Source organism: Saccharopolyspora sp. NPDC045839 (assembly GCF_056431645.1).
The window spans coordinates 1-16,604 of record NZ_JBWKKH010000050.1; the positions used below are offsets into that span (position 1 = coordinate 1).

Here is a 16,604-nt window from a genome sequence, read left to right on the forward strand (position 1 = left end):
ACTCGACAGGGTGTGGGAGAGTAAGACACCGCCGACACATTATTTGAGAAGGGTCCCTTCTCTTCCGGTAGAACGGAAGAGAAGGGACCCTTTTTTGTTCCCGCACGGTTCACGCGAACCGGCAAAAAGTGCCTACTCCGGGAAAAATCACTCGTCTGCGCCCTTGGTGGCAACGCGGGTGCCGCGGCGGGCTCCTCGGGGCGCCGGTCGCGCACTCCGCAGGCGCGCGGAGGTCACCTGGTCGGCTTACTTCGGGCGCTCTAACTGGGGTGATGCTCACTCAGGTGGCGTAGTTCGAGGGCTCGATCGCGAGGTTCGTCCGGCTTAGACTCGGGAGTTAGTGAACTCGTTCACAAGCGGGTTCCCGGGGCGGTCCACCGGGACGAGCGGGCCGCGCCGCGCATTGCACCGGATCAAGGAGTGTCATGACCAGCGCCACCAGCCGCCGCCGACCGGACGAGGACGCCGAGGTGATCGTCGTCGGAGCAGGACCGGCCGGATCGACGGCTGCGACGTACCTGGCCCGCGCCGGCCTGGACGTCCTGCTTCTCGAGAAGAGCGTGTTCCCGCGGGAGAAGGTCTGCGGCGACGGCATCACCCCGAGGGGCGTCAAGCAGCTCATCGACCTGGGCATCGACACCCGCGAGGAAGCGGGCTGGCTGCACAACCGGGGTCTGCGGGTCGTCGGCGGCGGCGTGCGGATGGAACTGGACTGGCCGAGCCTGGCCGCCTTCCCGCCCTACGGCGTGGTCCGCCCACGCAACGACTTCGACGACCTGCTCGCCCGCAACGCCCAGCGCGCCGGGGCCCGGCTGCTGCAGCAGACGACGGTGACGGGCGCGATCACCGACGAGCGGACGGGCCGGGTCGTCGGCGTCGAGGCGAAGGCCGGCCCGGACCGGACCCCGGTCACCTACCGCGCGCCGTTGGTGCTGGCCTGCGACGGGGTTTCGGCCCGGTTGGCGCTGTCGGCGGGCATCGAGAAGCGCGACGACCGGCCGATGGGCGTCGCGGTGCGCCGGTACTACACGAGCCCACGCAGCAAGGACGACTACCTGGAGTCGCACCTGGAGCTGTGGGACCGCTCGAACCCCGACGAGCCGAAGCTGCTGCCGGGCTACGGCTGGATCTTCGGGATGGGCGACGGCACCGTCAACGTCGGACTCGGGATCCTGTCGACCTCCAAGGCCTACGGCAAGACGGACTACCGCCAGCTGATGCGTTCCTGGTTGGACGGAACCCCGGAGGAGTGGGGTTTCCGGGAGGAGAACGCCACCGGCCGGATCGGTGGCGCGGCGCTTCCGATGGGCTTCAACCGGACGCCGCACTACCGGAACGGGCTGCTGCTGGTCGGTGACGCCGGCGGGATGGTCAACCCGTTCAACGGCGAAGGCATCGCCTATGCGATGGAATCTGCCGCGCTGGCAGCGGAATGCGTGGTGCACGCCCTCGCCCGGCCGGCCGGTTTCTCGCGGGAGCAGGCGCTGCGGCGGTACCCGACGGTGGTGCAGCAGGCGCTCGGCGGCTACTTCCGGATGGGCAACATCTTCAGCAAGTTGATTGGCAATCCCACCGTCATGAAGGTGGCCACCAAGCATGGTCTACCGAGGGCGACGCTGATGCGTTTCGTGTTGAAACTGTTGGCAAATCTGTACGACGAGAAGGGCGGCGACGCCATGGATCGTGTGATCAGCACCACTACTCGGCTGACCCCTAGCGCCTGACCGCAGGAGTCTGATCAGATGTCCCGAGCAGTGTGCCGGACGTCTCAAAGTTAGGTTCGCCTCACTACGGAGTCGATACGGTCGACCGCATAGAGTGCGCACCAAAGCCGTAGATGTGTTCTGCGTCTCGGCGGGGGCCGCCGAAGGAGGGCAGCGGAGTGCTCGATCCCTACGTCCCGCTGGTGTTGTTGTTCGCACTGGCGCTCGCGTTCGCGGTGTTTTCCGTCGCGATCGCGCCGCTGGTCGGTCCCCGCCGTTACAACAAGGCGAAGCTCGACGCCTACGAGTGCGGCATCGAACCGTCGCCGCAGCCGGTCATCGGCGGCGGCCGGATGCCGGTCGCCTACTACCTGACCGCGATGTTGTTCATCCTGTTCGACATCGAGATGGTCTTCCTCTACCCGTTCGCGGTCTCCGCCGACGCCCTGGGCCTGTTCGGCGTGGTCGAGATCGTGCTCTTCATCGCCACCGTCGGTTTCGCCTACGTCTACGTGTGGCGCCGCGGCGGCCTCGACTGGAACTAGCACCGCCAAGCAAGACGACCGCACGACTCTCAAAGGACTAGCCGCAGCGACGCGGGAAGGAGTGCCGGAGATGGGGCTCGAAGAGCAGCTGCCCAACGGCATCCTGTTGGCCAACGTGGAAAAGCTCGTCAACTGGACGCGGAAGACGTCGATGTGGCCGGCGACGTTCGGGCTGGCCTGCTGCGCGATCGAGATGATGACCGTCGGCGGTTCCCGCTACGACATCGCGCGCTTCGGCATGGAGCGGTTCTCCGCGACCCCCCGGCAGGCCGACCTGATGATCGTCGCGGGCCGGGTGACCAACAAGATGGCGCCGGTGCTGCGGCAGATCTACGACCAGATGCCGGAGCCGCGCTGGGTGCTGGCGATGGGTGTGTGCGCCTCCAGCGGCGGCATGTTCAACAACTACGCGGTCGTGCAGGGCGTGGACCACGTGGTGCCGGTGGACATGTACCTGCCGGGATGCCCGCCGCGGCCGGAGATGCTGCTGGACGCGATCCTCAAGCTGCACGCCAAGATCATGGACGAGCCGATCAACGCGAAGCGGGCGCAGCTGAAGCTGGAGAGCGGCGAGCGCACCCCGATGATCCCGTCCTCCGAGCGGTACGCGCCGAAGAACTGGGCGCAGCGGCGCCGGGCCGAGCGGCAGCAGGCCAAGCAGCGCCAGGAGTTGGGTTCCGATCCGTCGTTGGGGGCGCTGGACCCAGCGCCGAAGCGCCCCCGCGAGCTCAAAGCGGGCAGGTGAGTTCGGTTGGCAGACAATGAATCCCAGTCCTGGGCGATGGAGCCGTCCCGGGAGTTCGCGCCGGTCTCCGGTCGCGCCCGGCAGGGCATGTTCGGGGTTCGCGGCACCGGCGACACCTCCGGCTACGGCGGCCTGCGGCTGCCGGCCTACGTGCCGCCCGCCGCGGAGCGCCCGTACGGCGGCTGGTTCGACGAGTTCGCCGACAACTTCTTCGCCGCGCTGGGCGAGCAGGGCCTGCCCTCGGACACCGTGCAGCAGGTGACCGTCGATCGCGGCGAGATCACCTTCTACGTGAAGCGGGACCACCTGCTGGAGGTCTGCCGGACGCTGCGGGACGACCCGGCGCTGCGCTTCGAGCTGTGCAGTTCGGTGTCCGGTGTGGACTACGGGCCGGACGTGCCGCAGCGGCTGCACTCGGTGTACCACCTGACGTCGATGACCTACCGGCGCCGGATCAGGCTGGACGTCGCGCTGGAGATCGACGACCCGCACGTGCCGTCGGTTGTCGCGGTCTACCCGACCGCCGACTTCCAGGAACGCGAGACCTGGGACATGTTCGGCATCGTCTACGACGGACACCCGGCGCTGACCCGGATCCTGATGCCGGACGACTGGGACGGCCACCCGCAGCGCAAGGACTACCCGCTCGGCGGGATCCCGGTGGAGTACAAGGGCGCCGAGATTCCGCCTCCGGACCAGCGCAGGGCGTACTCGTGATGGCCGGGCGGCGGGGGTTTTCCGCAATTTCAATGGAAATCGAAGGTCCGATTTCCATTGAAATTGCGGTCCGAGGACCGCAGCACACCGCGGAGAGGTGCTGGAGATGACTACCGAACCACTGGCCGACACCGGCCTCGGCGACCCGCACGCCCACCCGGGCGAGGCGGAGTCGCGGGAGACCACCGAGGGCCGGGTCTACACCGTCACCGGCGGCGACTGGGACGAGTTCATCGACGAGACGGCCGGCGAGGAGCGGGTCGTCATCAACCTCGGCCCGCAGCACCCGTCGACCCACGGCGTGCTGCGGCTGGTGCTGGAGCTCGAGGGCGAGACGGTCACCAAGGCCCGTTCGGTGATCGGCTACCTGCACACCGGCATCGAGAAGAACACCGAGTACCGCACCTGGACGCAGGGCGTCACGTTCGTGACGCGGATGGACTACCTGGCGCCGCTGCACAACGAGGCCGCCTACTGCATGGCGGTGGAGAAGCTGCTGGGCATCGAGGCGCCGCGGCGCGCCCAGGTGTTCCGGGTGATGCTGATGGAGCTGAACCGGATCTCCTCGCACCTGGTGTTCCTCGCGACCGGCGCGATGGAGCTGGGCGCTACCACCGGCATGACCTTCGGCTTCCGCGAGCGCGAAGAGGTCCTGCACCTGCTGGAGTACCTGACCGGCCTGCGGATGAACCACGCGTTCATCCGGCCCGGCGGCGTCGCCCAGGACCTCCCGGCGGACTACCGGGAGAAGATCCTGAACTTCGTCCAGGTGATGGACAAGCGGCTGCCGGACTACGACAAGCTGTTCACCGGCCAGCCGATCTGGAAGCAGCGCCTGAAGGACGTCGGCTACCTGCCGCTGGACGGCTGCATGCAGCTCGGCGTCACCGGCCCGCTGCTGCGCTCCGCCGGGCTCGCCTGGGACCTGCGCAAGATCCAGCCGTACTGCGGCTACGAGGAGTACGACTTCGAGGTGCCCACCAGCACCGACGCCGACTGCTACGCCCGGTACCTGCTGCGGCTGGAGGAGATCCACCAGTCGCTGAAGATCATCCGGCAGTGCGTGGACAAGTTCGAGCCCGGCCCGCACATGGTGGAGGACGCGAAGATCGCCTGGCCGGCGAAGCTGAGCATCGGCCCGGACGGCATGGGCAACTCGCTGGAGCACGTCCGCAAGATCATGGGTCAGTCGATGGAGTCGCTGATCCACCACTTCAAGCTGGTGACCGAAGGCTTCGACGTGCCGCCGGGCCAGGTGTACGTGCCGATCGAGTCGCCGCGCGGCGAGCTCGGCTACCACGTGGTCTCCGACGGCGGCACCCGGCCGATGCGGGTGCACGTGCGGGAACCGAGTTTCGTGAACCTGCAGGCGATGCCTGCCATGGTCGAAGGCGGACTGGTGGCGGACGCGATCGCGTCGGTGGCCTCCATCGACCCGGTGATGGGCGGGGTGGATCGATGACCGAGCAGTTCGAGTTCACCACGACGGAAGAGGCGGTTCACGAAACCGCTGACACGTCGGTGTTCGGCGAGGACGTGCGTGCCGACGCGAAGCAGATCATCGCGCGCTACCCGGAGTCCCGGTCGGCGCTGCTGCCGATGCTGCACCTGGTGCAGTCGGTGCAGGGGCACGTCAGCGCCGCGGGAATCCAGTTCTGCGCGGAGCAGCTGGCACTGGCCACTGCGGAGGTCAGCGCCGTCGCGACGTTCTACACCATGTACAAGCGCAAGCCCTGCGGCCAGCACCTGGTGAGCATCTGCACCAACACCCTGTGCGCGGCGCTCGGCGGCGACGCGATCTACCGGAAGGTCGGCGAGCACCTCGGCGTCGGGCACAACGAAACCGCCGGCACGCCGGGCGAAGAGGGCTCGATCACCCTGGAGCACGCCGAGTGCCTCGCCGCGTGCGACCTGGCCCCGGTGCTGCAGGTCAACTACGAGTACTTCGACAACCAGACGCCGGAGCAGGCGCTGGAGCTCGTGAAGGCCTTGCAGCGCGGGGAGAAGCCGGCGCCGACGCGCGGTCCCGCGCTCTCCGACTTCCGCGGCGCGGAGCGCCAGCTGGCGGGCTTCTTCGACGACCTCGAGTCCACTGTGGCCGGGCCGTCGGCGGCGGTCGAGACGATGCGCGGCGCGCAGCTGGCCAACGAGCGCGGCTGGACCGCGCCGAGCATGCCCGACGACGCGGAACTCCCGCCGCTGCCGGAGAAGAAGTGAGGGTGGCCATGACCGAACCCAGCACCAGCCCGGTGACCCCGGTACTGACGAAGCGGTGGCTGTCGCCGACCTCCTGGACGCTGCGCACCTACGAGCAGCTGGAGGGCTACACCGCGCTGCGCAAGGCCCTGAAGGCGCACCCCGACCAGCTGATCGAGCTGGTCAAGGGCGCCGGGCTGCGCGGCCGCGGCGGCGCCGGGTTCCCGGCCGGGGTCAAGTGGAGCTTCATGCCCAAGGACCCGGTCAAGCCGCACTACCTCGTCATCAACGCCGACGAGGGCGAGCCGGGCACCTGCAAGGACATCCCGCTGATGATGGCCGACCCGCACTCGCTGATCGAGGGCTGCATCATCGCCAGCTACGCGATGCGCGCCAACCACTGCATGATCTACGTGCGCGGCGAGGCGCTGCACCCGATCCGGCGGCTGAACAACGCGGTCCGCGAGGCCTACCAGGCCGGGTACCTCGGCAAGAACATCCTGGACTCGGGCTTCGACCTGGACATCGTGGTGCACGCCGGCGCGGGCGCCTACATCTGCGGCGAGGAGACCGCGCTGCTCGACTCGCTGGAGGGCAAGCGCGGGCAGCCTCGGCTGAAGCCGCCGTTCCCGGCCGCCGCCGGGCTCTACGCCTGCCCGACCACGGTCAACAACGTCGAGACGATCGCCTCGGTGCCCTTCATCGTCAACGGCGGCGCCGAGTGGTTCCGCAAGATGGGCACCGAGAAGTCGCCCGGCCCGAAGATCTACTCGATCTCCGGGCACGTCGAGCGGCCCGGCCAGTACGAGGCGCCGCTGGGCACCACGCTCCGCGAGCTGCTGGAGCTGGCGGGCGGGATGAAGGACGGCATCCCGCTGAAGTTCTGGACGCCGGGCGGCTCGTCGACCCCGATGTTCACCGCCGAGCACCTGGACGTGCCGCTGGACTTCGAGGGCGCGGCCGAGGCCGGGTCGATGCTGGGCACCACCGCGGTGATGGTGTTCAACGAGACGGTTTCGGTGCCGTGGGCCGTGATGAAGTGGACCCAGTTCTACGAGCACGAGTCCTGCGGCAAGTGCACGCCGTGCCGGGAGGGCACCTACTGGCTGGCGCAGGTGCTGGAGCGGATGGTCGACGGGCACGGCACCGAGGAGGACATCGAAACCCTCCTGGACGTCTGCGACAACATCTTCGGCCGCTCGTTCTGCGCCCTCGGCGACGGCGCGGTCAGCCCGATCGTCAGCGGCATCAAGTACTTCCGCGAGGAGTTCCTCGCGTTGTGTGAGAAGAACAAGACCGGCGAGCCCGCACTGGTAGGAGCGGCCCGATGACAGTGGCACCAGAAGCAGAAACCCGCCCGCTGCCTCCGGGTTACGTCCGCCTGACCATCGATGGCATCGAGGTCGTGGCGCCCAAGGGCGAGCTGCTGATCCGGACCGCGGAGCGGATGGGCATCACCATCCCGCGGTTCTGCGACCACCCGCTGCTCGACCCGGCCGGGGCCTGCCGCCAGTGCCTGGTCGAGGTCGAGATGGGCGGGCGGCCGATGCCGAAGCCGCAGGCGTCCTGCACGATGACCGTCGCCGACGGCATGGTGGTCAAGACGCAGCAGACCTCGCCGGTGGCGGACAAGGCGCAGCAGGGCGTGATGGAGCTGCTGCTGATCAACCACCCGCTGGACTGCCCGGTCTGCGACAAGGGCGGCGAGTGCCCGCTGCAGAACCAGGCGTTGAAGCACGGCCGGGCGGAGTCCCGCTTCCACGACACCAAGCGGACCTTCGCCAAGCCGGTGCCGATCTCCTCGCAGGTGCTGCTGGACCGGGAGCGCTGCGTGCTCTGCCAGCGCTGCACCCGGTTCTCGAAGCAGGTGGCGGGCGATCCGTTCATCGAGCTGCTGGAGCGCGGGGCGCTGCAGCAGATCGGCATCGGCGAGCAGCAGCCGTTCCAGAGCTACTTCTCCGGCAACACCATCCAGATCTGCCCGGTCGGGGCGCTGACCAGCGCGGCCTACCGGTTCCGGTCCCGGCCGTTCGACCTGGTGTCGACGCCCGGCCAGTGCGAGCACTGCGCGTCCGGCTGCGAGATCCGCAACGACTGGCGGCGCGGCAAGGTGATGCGGCGGCTGGCGGGCGACGACCCGGAGGTCAACGAGGAGTGGATCTGCGACAAGGGCCGCTTCGCCTTCCGCTACGCCACCGCCAACGACCGGATCACCCGGCCGCTGATCCGGGAGAACGGCGAGCTGCGGCCCGCGTCCTGGACCGAGGCGCTGCAGGCGGCCGCGAAGGGGCTCGCCGAGGCGCGTGACGCCGGCGGCGTCGGGGTGCTGCCCGGCGGTCGGCTGACCGTCGAGGACGCCTACGCCTACGCGAAGTTCGCCCGGATCGCGTTGCGCACCAACGACATCGACTACCGTGCCCGGCCGCACTCCGATGAGGAGCTGCGGTTCCTGGAGTCCACTGTGGTCGGCACCAGTCCGGGCAACGGCGTCACCTACCGGGACCTGGAGTCCGCGCCCGCGGTGCTGTGCGTGGCCTTCGAGCCGGAAGAGGAATCGCCGATCGTCTTCCTGCGGCTGCGCAAGGCGGCCCGCACGCGCGGCGCCAAGGTGTTCCACGTGGCGCCGTGGGTCTCGCCGGGCGTGGAGAAGACGACGGTCATCGTGCACGACGGCGGGCCGGTGCGCACCGGGGCGCTGGTGCCGTGCGTGCCCGGTGGCGAAGCCGCGGCGCTGCGCGAGCTCCCGTCCGATGCGGACGAGGCGCTGCGGCAGCCGGGAGCGGTACTCCTCGTCGGCGAGCGCGCCGCGGAGGTCCCCGGGCTGTACTCGGAGATCCTGCGCACCGCGCAGCGGACCGGTGCGAGCGTCGCCTGGATCCCCCGCCGCGTAGGCGAGCGCGGCGCGATCGAGGTCGGCGTCCTGCCGACGCTGCTGCCGGGCGGGCGCCCGGTGGCCGACGCCGAAGCCCGCGCCGAGCTGGAGCGGCACTGGGGTCTCGCCCCGGCCGCCCTGCCCGCCCGCGCCGGCCGCGACGTCACCGGAATCCTCGCCGCGGCGGCCGCCGGAGACCTCTCCGGGCTGGTCGTCGGCGGCGTCGACCCCAACGACCTGCCCGACCCGGCGCTCGCCGAGAAGGCGCTGCGCCGCGCGGACTTCGTGGTCAGCCTGGAACTGCGGCCGAGCGCGGTCACCGAGCACGCCGACGTGGTGCTGCCCATCGCGCCGAGCGCCGAGAAGGCCGGCAGCTACCTGAACTGGGAAGGCCGCCACCGCGAGTTCCGCACCACCATCGAGGGCACCGGCGCGCTGCCGGACTGCCGGGTGCTGGACACCCTCGCGGTGGAGATGGACGTGGACCTGTTCACGCAGACCCCGGCCGCCGCGCTCGCCGAGCTCGAACGCGTCGGACCGCACCTCGGCGCGGGGCTGCCCGCACCGGACGAGCCGCCGGCGGCGGCGCCGAGCCCCGGAGCGGGGCAGGCGGTGCTGGCGACCTGGCGGCAGCTGCTGGACAACGGATCGATGCAGTCCGACGAGCCGAACCTGGCCGGCACCGCGCGGCGCACCGTCGCGGTGCTCTCGCCGCGCACCGCGCAGCGGATCGGGCTCGGCGCCGGGCAGCGCATCGAGATCAGCACCGCCAAGGGCGCGATCGTGCTCGCGGCGGAGCTCGCCGAAATGCCCGACGACGTGGTGTGGCTGCCCGCCGACTCCGGTGCCTCGAAGGTGCACCGGACGCTGGGCGTCGGCCACGGCGCGGTCGTCGACATCGCCGCCACCACGGCGATGTCTCCCGCCGCCGGAAACGGCCACGGCGGCACGACCCACCTCGACGGGGGGAGAGCATGACCAGAACCGCGGAACTGCTCGCCGACGATCCGCTCTGGCTGATCCTGCTGAAGGTCCTCGTGATCTTCGTCTTCCTGGTCGTCATGACGCTGTTGACGATCTGGGCGGAGCGCCGGGTGATCGGGCGGATGCAGCACCGGCCCGGCCCCAACCGGGCGGGCCCGTTCGGGATGCTGCAATCGCTGGCGGACGGCCTGAAGCTGGCCCTCAAGGAAGACATCCGGCCGGTGCTGGCCGACAAGTGGGTGTACTTCCTGGCCCCGGTGATCTCCGCGACGCCCGCGCTGGTGTCGTTCTCGGTGATCCCGATCGGCCCCGAGGTCACCATCTTCGGCGAGCCCACCGCGTTGCAGCTGGTGGACCTGCCGGTCGGCCTGCTGGTCGTGCTGGCCTGCGCCTCCATCGGCGTCTACGGCATCGTGCTGGCCGGCTGGGCCTCCGGCTCGCCGTACCCGCTGCTGGGCTCGCTGCGGTCGGCGGCGCAGGTGATCTCCTACGAGATCGCGATGGGCCTGTCGTTCGTCGCGGTGATCATGTACGCGGGCACGCTGTCCACCTCGGGCATCGTCGAGGCGCAGCAGGACGGCTGGTTCTTCCTGCTGCTGCCGTTCAGCTTCGCCGTCTACGTGGTGTCCATGGTCGGCGAGACCAACCGCGCCCCGTTCGACCTCCCGGAGGCGGAGTCGGAGCTGGTCGGCGGGTTCCACACCGAGTACTCGTCGCTGAAGTTCGCGCTGTTCTTCCTCGCCGAGTACATCAACATGGTCACCGTCTCGGCGCTGGCGACCACGCTGTTCCTCGGCGGCTGGCACGCGCCGTGGCCGCTGTCGCTGATCGGCGACGGGGTGCTCAACACCGGTTGGTGGCCGGCGCTGTGGTTCCTCGGCAAGACGGTGGCGTTCCTGTTCTTCTTCATCTGGCTGCGCGGCACGCTGCCCCGCCTGCGCTACGACCAGTTCATGAACCTGGGCTGGAAGTTCCTGGTCCCGCTCAGCCTGCTGTGGATCATCGCGGTCACCGTGATCCGGGCGCTGCGCAACGAGGAAGCGGTCAGCTCGCAGCAGTTCCTCATCGGCGGCGGCATCGTGATCGCGATCCTGCTGGCGGCGACGTTCCTGATCCCGGACCGCAAACCGGCCAAGGACGCCGACGAGATCCCGCTGGCCGGCAGCGGATACCCCGTTCCGCCGCTGGACCTGCAAGTCCCCGAGACCCCGCCGCGCCGCACCCCGGTGCACAGCGGTGCCGACCGCACTGCGGGCGAGGTCGCGGGTCCGGAAGGCGAGGAGGCGCCTCATGGGAATGTTTGATCCGATCAAGGGCTTCGGCGTCACCTTCTCGACCATGTTCAAGAAGGTCGTCACCGAGGAGTACCCCGAGGTCAAGAAGATCCCGGCGCCCCGGTTCCACGGCCGCCACCAGCTCAACCGGCACCCGGACGGGCTGGAGAAGTGCGTCGGCTGCGAGCTGTGCGCGTGGGCGTGCCCGGCCGACGCGATCTTCGTGGAGGGCGGGGACAACACCGAAGAGGCCCGGTACTCGCCCGGTGAGCGCTACGGCAAGGACTACCAGATCAACTACCTGCGCTGCATCGGCTGCGGGTTGTGCATCGAGGCCTGCCCGACGCGCGCGCTGACGATGACCAACGAGTACGAGACCGCCGACGACAACCGCCAGGACCTGATCTACACCAAGGCGGACATGCTGGCGCCGCTGCTGGCCGGCATGGAGCAGCCACCGCACCCGATGCGGCTCGGCAACGACGAGCAGGACTACTACGTGCGCGGGCCGGAGTTGGCCAAGGAGCGCGGAGTTCCGGCGGAGCAGACGGTCGAGTCCGGGCACGAGGAGGCCGGGAGATGACCATCGAAGCGGTGCAGTTCCTCGCGCAGGCGCAGAGTAGCGTCGTAGCGGGCACTGTGGGCACCGGCGAGACGGTGGCCTTCTGGGTGCTCGGACCGCTGGCGCTGGTCGGCGCGCTGGGCATGGTCTTCGCCCGCAACGCGGTGCACTCCGCGCTGTGGCTGGTGCTGACGATGCTGTGCCTCGGCGTGCTCTACATGGCGCAGAGCGCACCGTTCCTCGGGTTCACGCAGATCATCGTCTACACCGGCGCGATCATGATGCTGTTCCTGTTCGTGCTGATGATGGTCGGCCGCGACTCGTCCGACTCGGTGGTCGAGGTCCTGCGCGGGCAGCGGTTGTGGGCCGGGATCGGCGGCATCGGCCTGGCGGCCCTGCTGGTGTCCGGCCTGGCGCGGGCGCTGGCCGAGGTGACGCCCGCCGCGCCGCTGAACCCCTGGACGCCGACCGGCGGCGGCGCCGGCGGCCTCGGCCGGTTGATCTTCACCGACTACCTGTTCCCGTTCGAGCTGACCTCGGCGCTGCTGATCACCGCCGCGGTGGGCGCGATGGTGCTGGCCTACGGCGGCAAAGGCCGCGGCCCGCGGCTGAGCCAGAAGGAGCGGGCCGAAGCCCGGTTCCGCGGCTCCCGCCCGTCGCCGCTGCCCGGGCCCGGCGTGTACGCGACGGCCAACTCGGTCGCCGTCCCGGCGCTGTTGCCCGACGGCTCGGTGGCGCCGGAGTCGCTGTCCGAGCTGCTGGAGAACCTGCCCGCGGACCGGCTCGGCGACGAGCGGCGCGCGGTCGCAGGCCAGGAGCCGGCGCCCGACCCGCACGCGTTGACCGGCGGGCACCACGAGGAGACGCCCCCGGTGCCCGAGCCGAAGTCGCCGCACACCAACGGGAACGGGGCCCACCAGAACAACGGCCACGAGTCCGAGCACGTCTCCTCCGAGGAGGTCCGGCAGTGACCCCCACCTACTACCTGCTGCTGTCGGCGTTGCTGTTCACCATCGGCGCCGTCGGGGTGCTGGTGCGGCGCAACGCGATCGTGGTGTTCATGTGCATCGAGCTGATGCTCAACGCGGTCAACCTGACGCTGGTGACCTTCGCGCGCATCGAGGGTTCGGTGCACGGGCAGGTCATGGCCTTCTTCGTGATGGTCGTCGCCGCGGCCGAGGTGGTGGTCGGCCTGGCCATCATCATGTCGATCTTCCGGACGCGTCGCTCGGCCTCGGTCGATGACGCCAACCTGCTGAAGTACTGAGAGGGCGCGTGGTGACGGCAAATACGATTACCGCCGCGATGAATTCCGGGGCCTTCCTCGCCGGGGAGAACCCGGACGTGATCAGCGCGGCCGGCGGGTTCCAGGAGAACGCCTGGTTGCTGGTCGCGTTCCCGGCGCTGGGCGCGCTGATCCTGCTCGTCGCCGGGCGCCGGGCCAACGGCTGGGGGCACATCCTCGGTTGCGCCACCGTGATCGCGTCCTTCGTCTACGGGTTGCTGCTGTTCAGCTCGATCCTCGGGTTCCCGGAAACCGGGCGGGTGCGGGAACTGCACATGTTCTCGTGGATCCCGGTCAATGCCCTGCAGGTCGACTTCGGGCTCCGGATCGACCCGCTGTCGATGGTGTTCGTGCTGCTGATCACCGGCGTCGGCTCGCTGATCCACATCTACTCGATCGGCTACATGTCGCACGACCAGGAAGGCCGCACCGGGCGGGACAACACTGAACGCCGCCGGTTCTTCGCCTACCTCAACCTGTTCGTCGCGGCGATGCTGATCCTGGTGCTGGGCAACGGCTTCGTGACCCTGTACCTCGGCTGGGAGGGCGTCGGTCTGGCGTCGTACCTGCTGATCGGCTTCTGGCAGGGCCGGCCGTCGGCGGCCGCGGCGGCGACCAAGGCGTTCGTGATGAACCGCGTCGGCGACGTCGGGCTGGCGCTGGCGATCTTCCTGCTGTTCGCCAACCTCGGCACCACGCAGTACACCGAGGTCTTCGCCCGCGCCGGTGAGCTCACGCCGGGCGTGCTGCTGGCCATCACGCTGTTGCTGCTGCTGGGCGCCTGCGGCAAGTCCGGCCAGGTGCCGCTGCAGGCGTGGTTGCCGGACGCCATGGAGGGCCCGACCCCGGTGTCCGCGCTCATCCACGCGGCGACGATGGTCACCGCGGGCGTGTACCTGATCGCGCGGTCCAACCCGCTGTTCACGCTCTCGCCCGGCGGGCAGCTCGCCGTCACCATCGTCGGTGCGGTGACGCTGCTGGTCGGCTGCATCATCGGCTGCGCCTACGACGACATCAAGAAGGTCCTGGCGTACTCCACGGTCAGCCAGATCGGCTACATGATGCTGGCCGTCGGGCTCGGACCGGCCGGGTACGCGCTGGGCATCATGCACCTGCTCACCCACGGCTTCTTCAAGGCCGGGCTGTTCCTCGGCGCCGGTTCGGTGATGCACGGCATGAACGACGAGGTCGACATGCGCAAGTACGGCGGCCTCTACCGGTTCATGCCGATCACCTTCGTCACCTTCGGGCTCGGCTACCTGGCGCTGATCGGCTTCCCGTTCCTGTCCGGGTACTACTCGAAGGACGCGATCATCGAGGCGGCGTTCGGCCAGGAGGGCTGGCGCGGCTGGGTGTTCGGCGGCGCGGCGATGCTGGGCGCGGCGATCACCGCGTTCTACATGACCCGCCTGGTGCTGATGACGTTCTTCGGCGAGAAGCGCTGGGAGAACTTGAAGGCGGAGAACGCGCCCGGGGGCGCGAACAGAGCCTTCCACCCGCACGAGTCGCCCGCGGTGATGACCGCGCCGATGATCGTGCTGGCCATCGGTTCGGTCACGGCGGGCATGTTCCTCGCCGGCGGCGACCGGCTGGTCGGGTTCCTGGCGCCGTCGCTGGGCGAGCTGCACGAGGCCGAGCACACCGCGATCCCGCACGCGCTGATCCCGGTGCTGACCGTCGCGCTGTCCGCGCTGGGCGCGCTGATCGCCTGGCTGGTGGTCGGGCGCAAGCCGGTGCCGGTGGAGCGCCCGGAGCGGGTTTCGCCGATCGTCCGAGCGGCCCGCGCGGACCTGGGTGGCAACGCGCTGAACAACGCCCTGGCGGTGCGGCCGACGTTCGGCCTGTCGCGCGGACTGGTCACCGTGGACCGCAAGGGCGTCGACGGCGCGGTCAACGGCATCGCCGGATTCCTCGGCTTCAGCTCCGGCCGTCTGCGCCGGCTGCAGACCGGTTTCGTCCGGTCCTACGCCCTGTCCATGCTCTTCGGCGGAATCCTGGTGATCGCCGCCCTGATGGCAGTGGGGATCCCGACATGACGACGCGTCCAGTCCCGGTTCCGGTCGGGCTCGAATCCCCCAATTTTAGGCAAAATCGGAACGCGGCTTCGGGTGCGCGACGTTGCACGGAGGAGATCCGATGACCCTGCTCCTCGCACTGATCCTGCTGCCGATCGTCGGGTCGGTGGTGGTGGCGCTGCTGCGCGGCAACGCGCCGGTGGCCAAGTGGACCGCGCTCGGGTTCTCCCTGGTGGAGCTGGTGATCGCGCTCGCCGCATGGGCCGCCTACGACCCGGCGGGTCCGCGGCTGCAGCTCACCAGCTCGGTGGAGTGGATCCCGGCGTTCGACATCCGGCTCTCGTTCGGTGTGGACGGCATCGCGCTGGTGATGGTCGCGGTGATCGCGCTGCTCACCCCGCTGGTGCTCGGCTACAGCTGGGGCGAGCGGCTGCCCGCCGGGCGCACCCACGGCGGGTTCTTCTCGCTGCTGCTGCTGGAGCAGGCCCTGACGGTGGCGGTGTTCGCCGCGACCGACCTGTTCCTGTTCTACGTGCTCTTCGAGATCATGCTGATCCCGATGTACTTCCTCATCGGCGGCTACGGCGGCGAGAAGCGCACCTACGCCGCGGTGAAGTTCTTCCTGTACTCCTTCCTCGGCGGCCTGATCATGCTGGCCTCGGCGATCGGCGCGTACGTCTATAGCGCAGAGGTCACCGGCACCGGCACCTTCGACTGGGCGACGCTGGTGCCGGTGCTCTCCGAAGCGCCGACCAGCGTGCAGGTGTGGCTGTTCCTCGGGTTCTTCACCGCGTTCGCCATCAAGGCCCCGCTGATCCCGTTCCACACCTGGCTGCCGGACGCGGCGCAGCAGGCGCCGATCGGCGTGGCGGTGATCGTCGTCGGCGTGCTCGACAAGGTCGGCACCTTCGGCTTCCTGCGCTACAGCCTGCCGCTCACGCCGGAGGCGTCGAAGCTGCTCGCCCCGCTGGTGCTGGTGCTCGCGGTGATCGGCGTGCTCTACGGCTCGCTGCAGGCCTTCGGTCAGACCGACCTCAAGCGCTTCATCGCCTACGTGTCGATCGCGCACTTCGGCTTCATCGCGCTGGGCATCTTCGCGTTCACCTCGCAGGCGCAGGTGGGCGCGGTGTCATACATGATCAACCACAGCATCGCGACCGGCATGCTGATCCTGGTGATCGGCATGGTGATCGCGCGCGGCGGCTCCACCCGGATCGCGGACTACGGCGGCATGGCGAAGGTGGCGCCGCTGCTGGCCGGCACGCTGCTGATCGCCGGGCTGAGCACCCTGTCGCTGCCGGGCACGAACTCGTTCATCAGCGAATTCCTGGTGCTGGTCGGCGCGTTCCAGACGCAGCCGGTCTACACGGTGCTCGCCACCATCGGCATGGTGCTGGCCGCCGTCTACGTGCTCTGGCTGTACCAGCGGACGATGCAGGGCCCGGTGCGCGGCGACGCGCTGCTGGGCACCGCCGGCGGCCCGGGTGCGGTGACCGACCCGAACAAGCCGGGCGCGCACCGGCTGCGGGTGGCCGATCTCGACGCCCGCGAGATCGCGGTGCTGACCCCGCTGATCGTGCTGGTGCTCGCGTTGGGCTTCTACCCGAAGCCGGTGTTGGACGTGATCAACCCGTCGGTCGCGGCAACCATGAGCGAGGTCGGCGTCACCGACCCCGTGACCTCGCAGGGAGGTAACTGACAGTGGG

At 69.5% G+C, this 16,604-nt stretch carries 14 protein-coding genes; all 14 read left to right on the forward strand.

All coding sequences use genetic code 11. The annotated features are described in order from the left end of the window. Positions 1-425 precede the first annotated feature (425 nt). A complete protein-coding gene (locus AC07EQ_RS39980) occupies positions 426-1,724 on the forward strand; it encodes a geranylgeranyl reductase family protein (protein WP_452616286.1) in 1,299 nt (432 codons plus the stop codon). A gap of 113 nt (positions 1,725-1,837) precedes the next feature. Then, positions 1,838-2,248 carry an NADH-quinone oxidoreductase subunit A gene (locus tag AC07EQ_RS39985; protein ID WP_044577159.1) on the forward strand — a complete coding sequence of 137 codons (411 nt, stop codon included), beginning with the start codon at positions 1,838-1,840 and terminating at the stop codon, positions 2,246-2,248. A gap of 70 nt (positions 2,249-2,318) precedes the next feature. After that, positions 2,319-2,993 carry a NuoB/complex I 20 kDa subunit family protein gene (locus AC07EQ_RS39990; RefSeq protein WP_132490348.1) on the forward strand — a complete coding sequence of 225 codons (675 nt, stop codon included), beginning with the start codon at positions 2,319-2,321 and terminating at the stop codon, positions 2,991-2,993. Positions 2,994-3,029: 36 nt separating this feature from the next. Next, positions 3,030-3,710 carry an NADH-quinone oxidoreductase subunit C gene (locus AC07EQ_RS39995; protein WP_478393052.1) on the forward strand — a complete coding sequence of 227 codons (681 nt, stop codon included), beginning with the start codon at positions 3,030-3,032 and terminating at the stop codon, positions 3,708-3,710. A 106-nt stretch (positions 3,711-3,816) separates the two neighbouring features. Further along, positions 3,817-5,172 (forward strand): NADH-quinone oxidoreductase subunit D, encoded by a 1,356-nt coding sequence (locus AC07EQ_RS40000; RefSeq protein WP_478393015.1) that lies wholly within the window; start codon positions 3,817-3,819, stop codon positions 5,170-5,172. Continuing rightward, the gene (gene nuoE, locus AC07EQ_RS40005) at positions 5,169-5,927 is read left to right on the forward strand and encodes an NADH-quinone oxidoreductase subunit NuoE (RefSeq protein ID WP_478393016.1); all 759 of its coding nucleotides are present in this window, start codon (positions 5,169-5,171) and stop codon (positions 5,925-5,927) included. The genes AC07EQ_RS40000 and nuoE overlap by 4 nt, the downstream gene beginning before the upstream one ends. 8 nt (positions 5,928-5,935) lie before the next feature. Continuing rightward, a complete protein-coding gene (gene nuoF, locus AC07EQ_RS40010) occupies positions 5,936-7,237 on the forward strand; it encodes an NADH-quinone oxidoreductase subunit NuoF (RefSeq protein ID WP_132490342.1) in 1,302 nt (433 codons plus the stop codon). Next, a complete protein-coding gene (locus AC07EQ_RS40015) occupies positions 7,234-9,756 on the forward strand; it encodes an NADH-quinone oxidoreductase subunit G (protein WP_478393017.1) in 2,523 nt (840 codons plus the stop codon). Before nuoF ends, AC07EQ_RS40015 begins: the two co-directional genes overlap by 4 nt. Continuing rightward, positions 9,753-11,066 carry an NADH-quinone oxidoreductase subunit NuoH gene (nuoH, locus tag AC07EQ_RS40020; RefSeq protein ID WP_478393018.1) on the forward strand — a complete coding sequence of 438 codons (1,314 nt, stop codon included), beginning with the start codon at positions 9,753-9,755 and terminating at the stop codon, positions 11,064-11,066. The genes AC07EQ_RS40015 and nuoH overlap by 4 nt, the downstream gene beginning before the upstream one ends. Beyond that, positions 11,053-11,619 (forward strand): NADH-quinone oxidoreductase subunit NuoI, encoded by a 567-nt coding sequence (nuoI, locus tag AC07EQ_RS40025; RefSeq protein WP_478393019.1) that lies wholly within the window; start codon positions 11,053-11,055, stop codon positions 11,617-11,619. Before nuoH ends, nuoI begins: the two co-directional genes overlap by 14 nt. Further along, positions 11,616-12,569, forward strand: coding sequence for an NADH-quinone oxidoreductase subunit J (locus tag AC07EQ_RS40030; protein WP_478393020.1), 954 nt, complete (start codon positions 11,616-11,618; stop codon positions 12,567-12,569). The genes nuoI and AC07EQ_RS40030 overlap by 4 nt, the downstream gene beginning before the upstream one ends. Further along, positions 12,566-12,865 (forward strand): NADH-quinone oxidoreductase subunit NuoK, encoded by a 300-nt coding sequence (gene nuoK, locus AC07EQ_RS40035; protein ID WP_093155324.1) that lies wholly within the window; start codon positions 12,566-12,568, stop codon positions 12,863-12,865. The genes AC07EQ_RS40030 and nuoK overlap by 4 nt, the downstream gene beginning before the upstream one ends. Before the next feature lie 38 nt (positions 12,866-12,903). Then, on the forward strand, positions 12,904-14,919 hold the full coding sequence (gene nuoL, locus AC07EQ_RS40040; protein ID WP_478393021.1) for an NADH-quinone oxidoreductase subunit L: 2,016 nt from the start codon (positions 12,904-12,906) through the stop codon (positions 14,917-14,919). Positions 14,920-15,019: 100 nt separating this feature from the next. After that, complete coding sequence (locus AC07EQ_RS40045) at positions 15,020-16,597, forward strand: NADH-quinone oxidoreductase subunit M (protein WP_478393022.1); 1,578 nt, start codon at positions 15,020-15,022, stop codon at positions 16,595-16,597. Positions 16,598-16,604 lie beyond the last annotated feature (7 nt).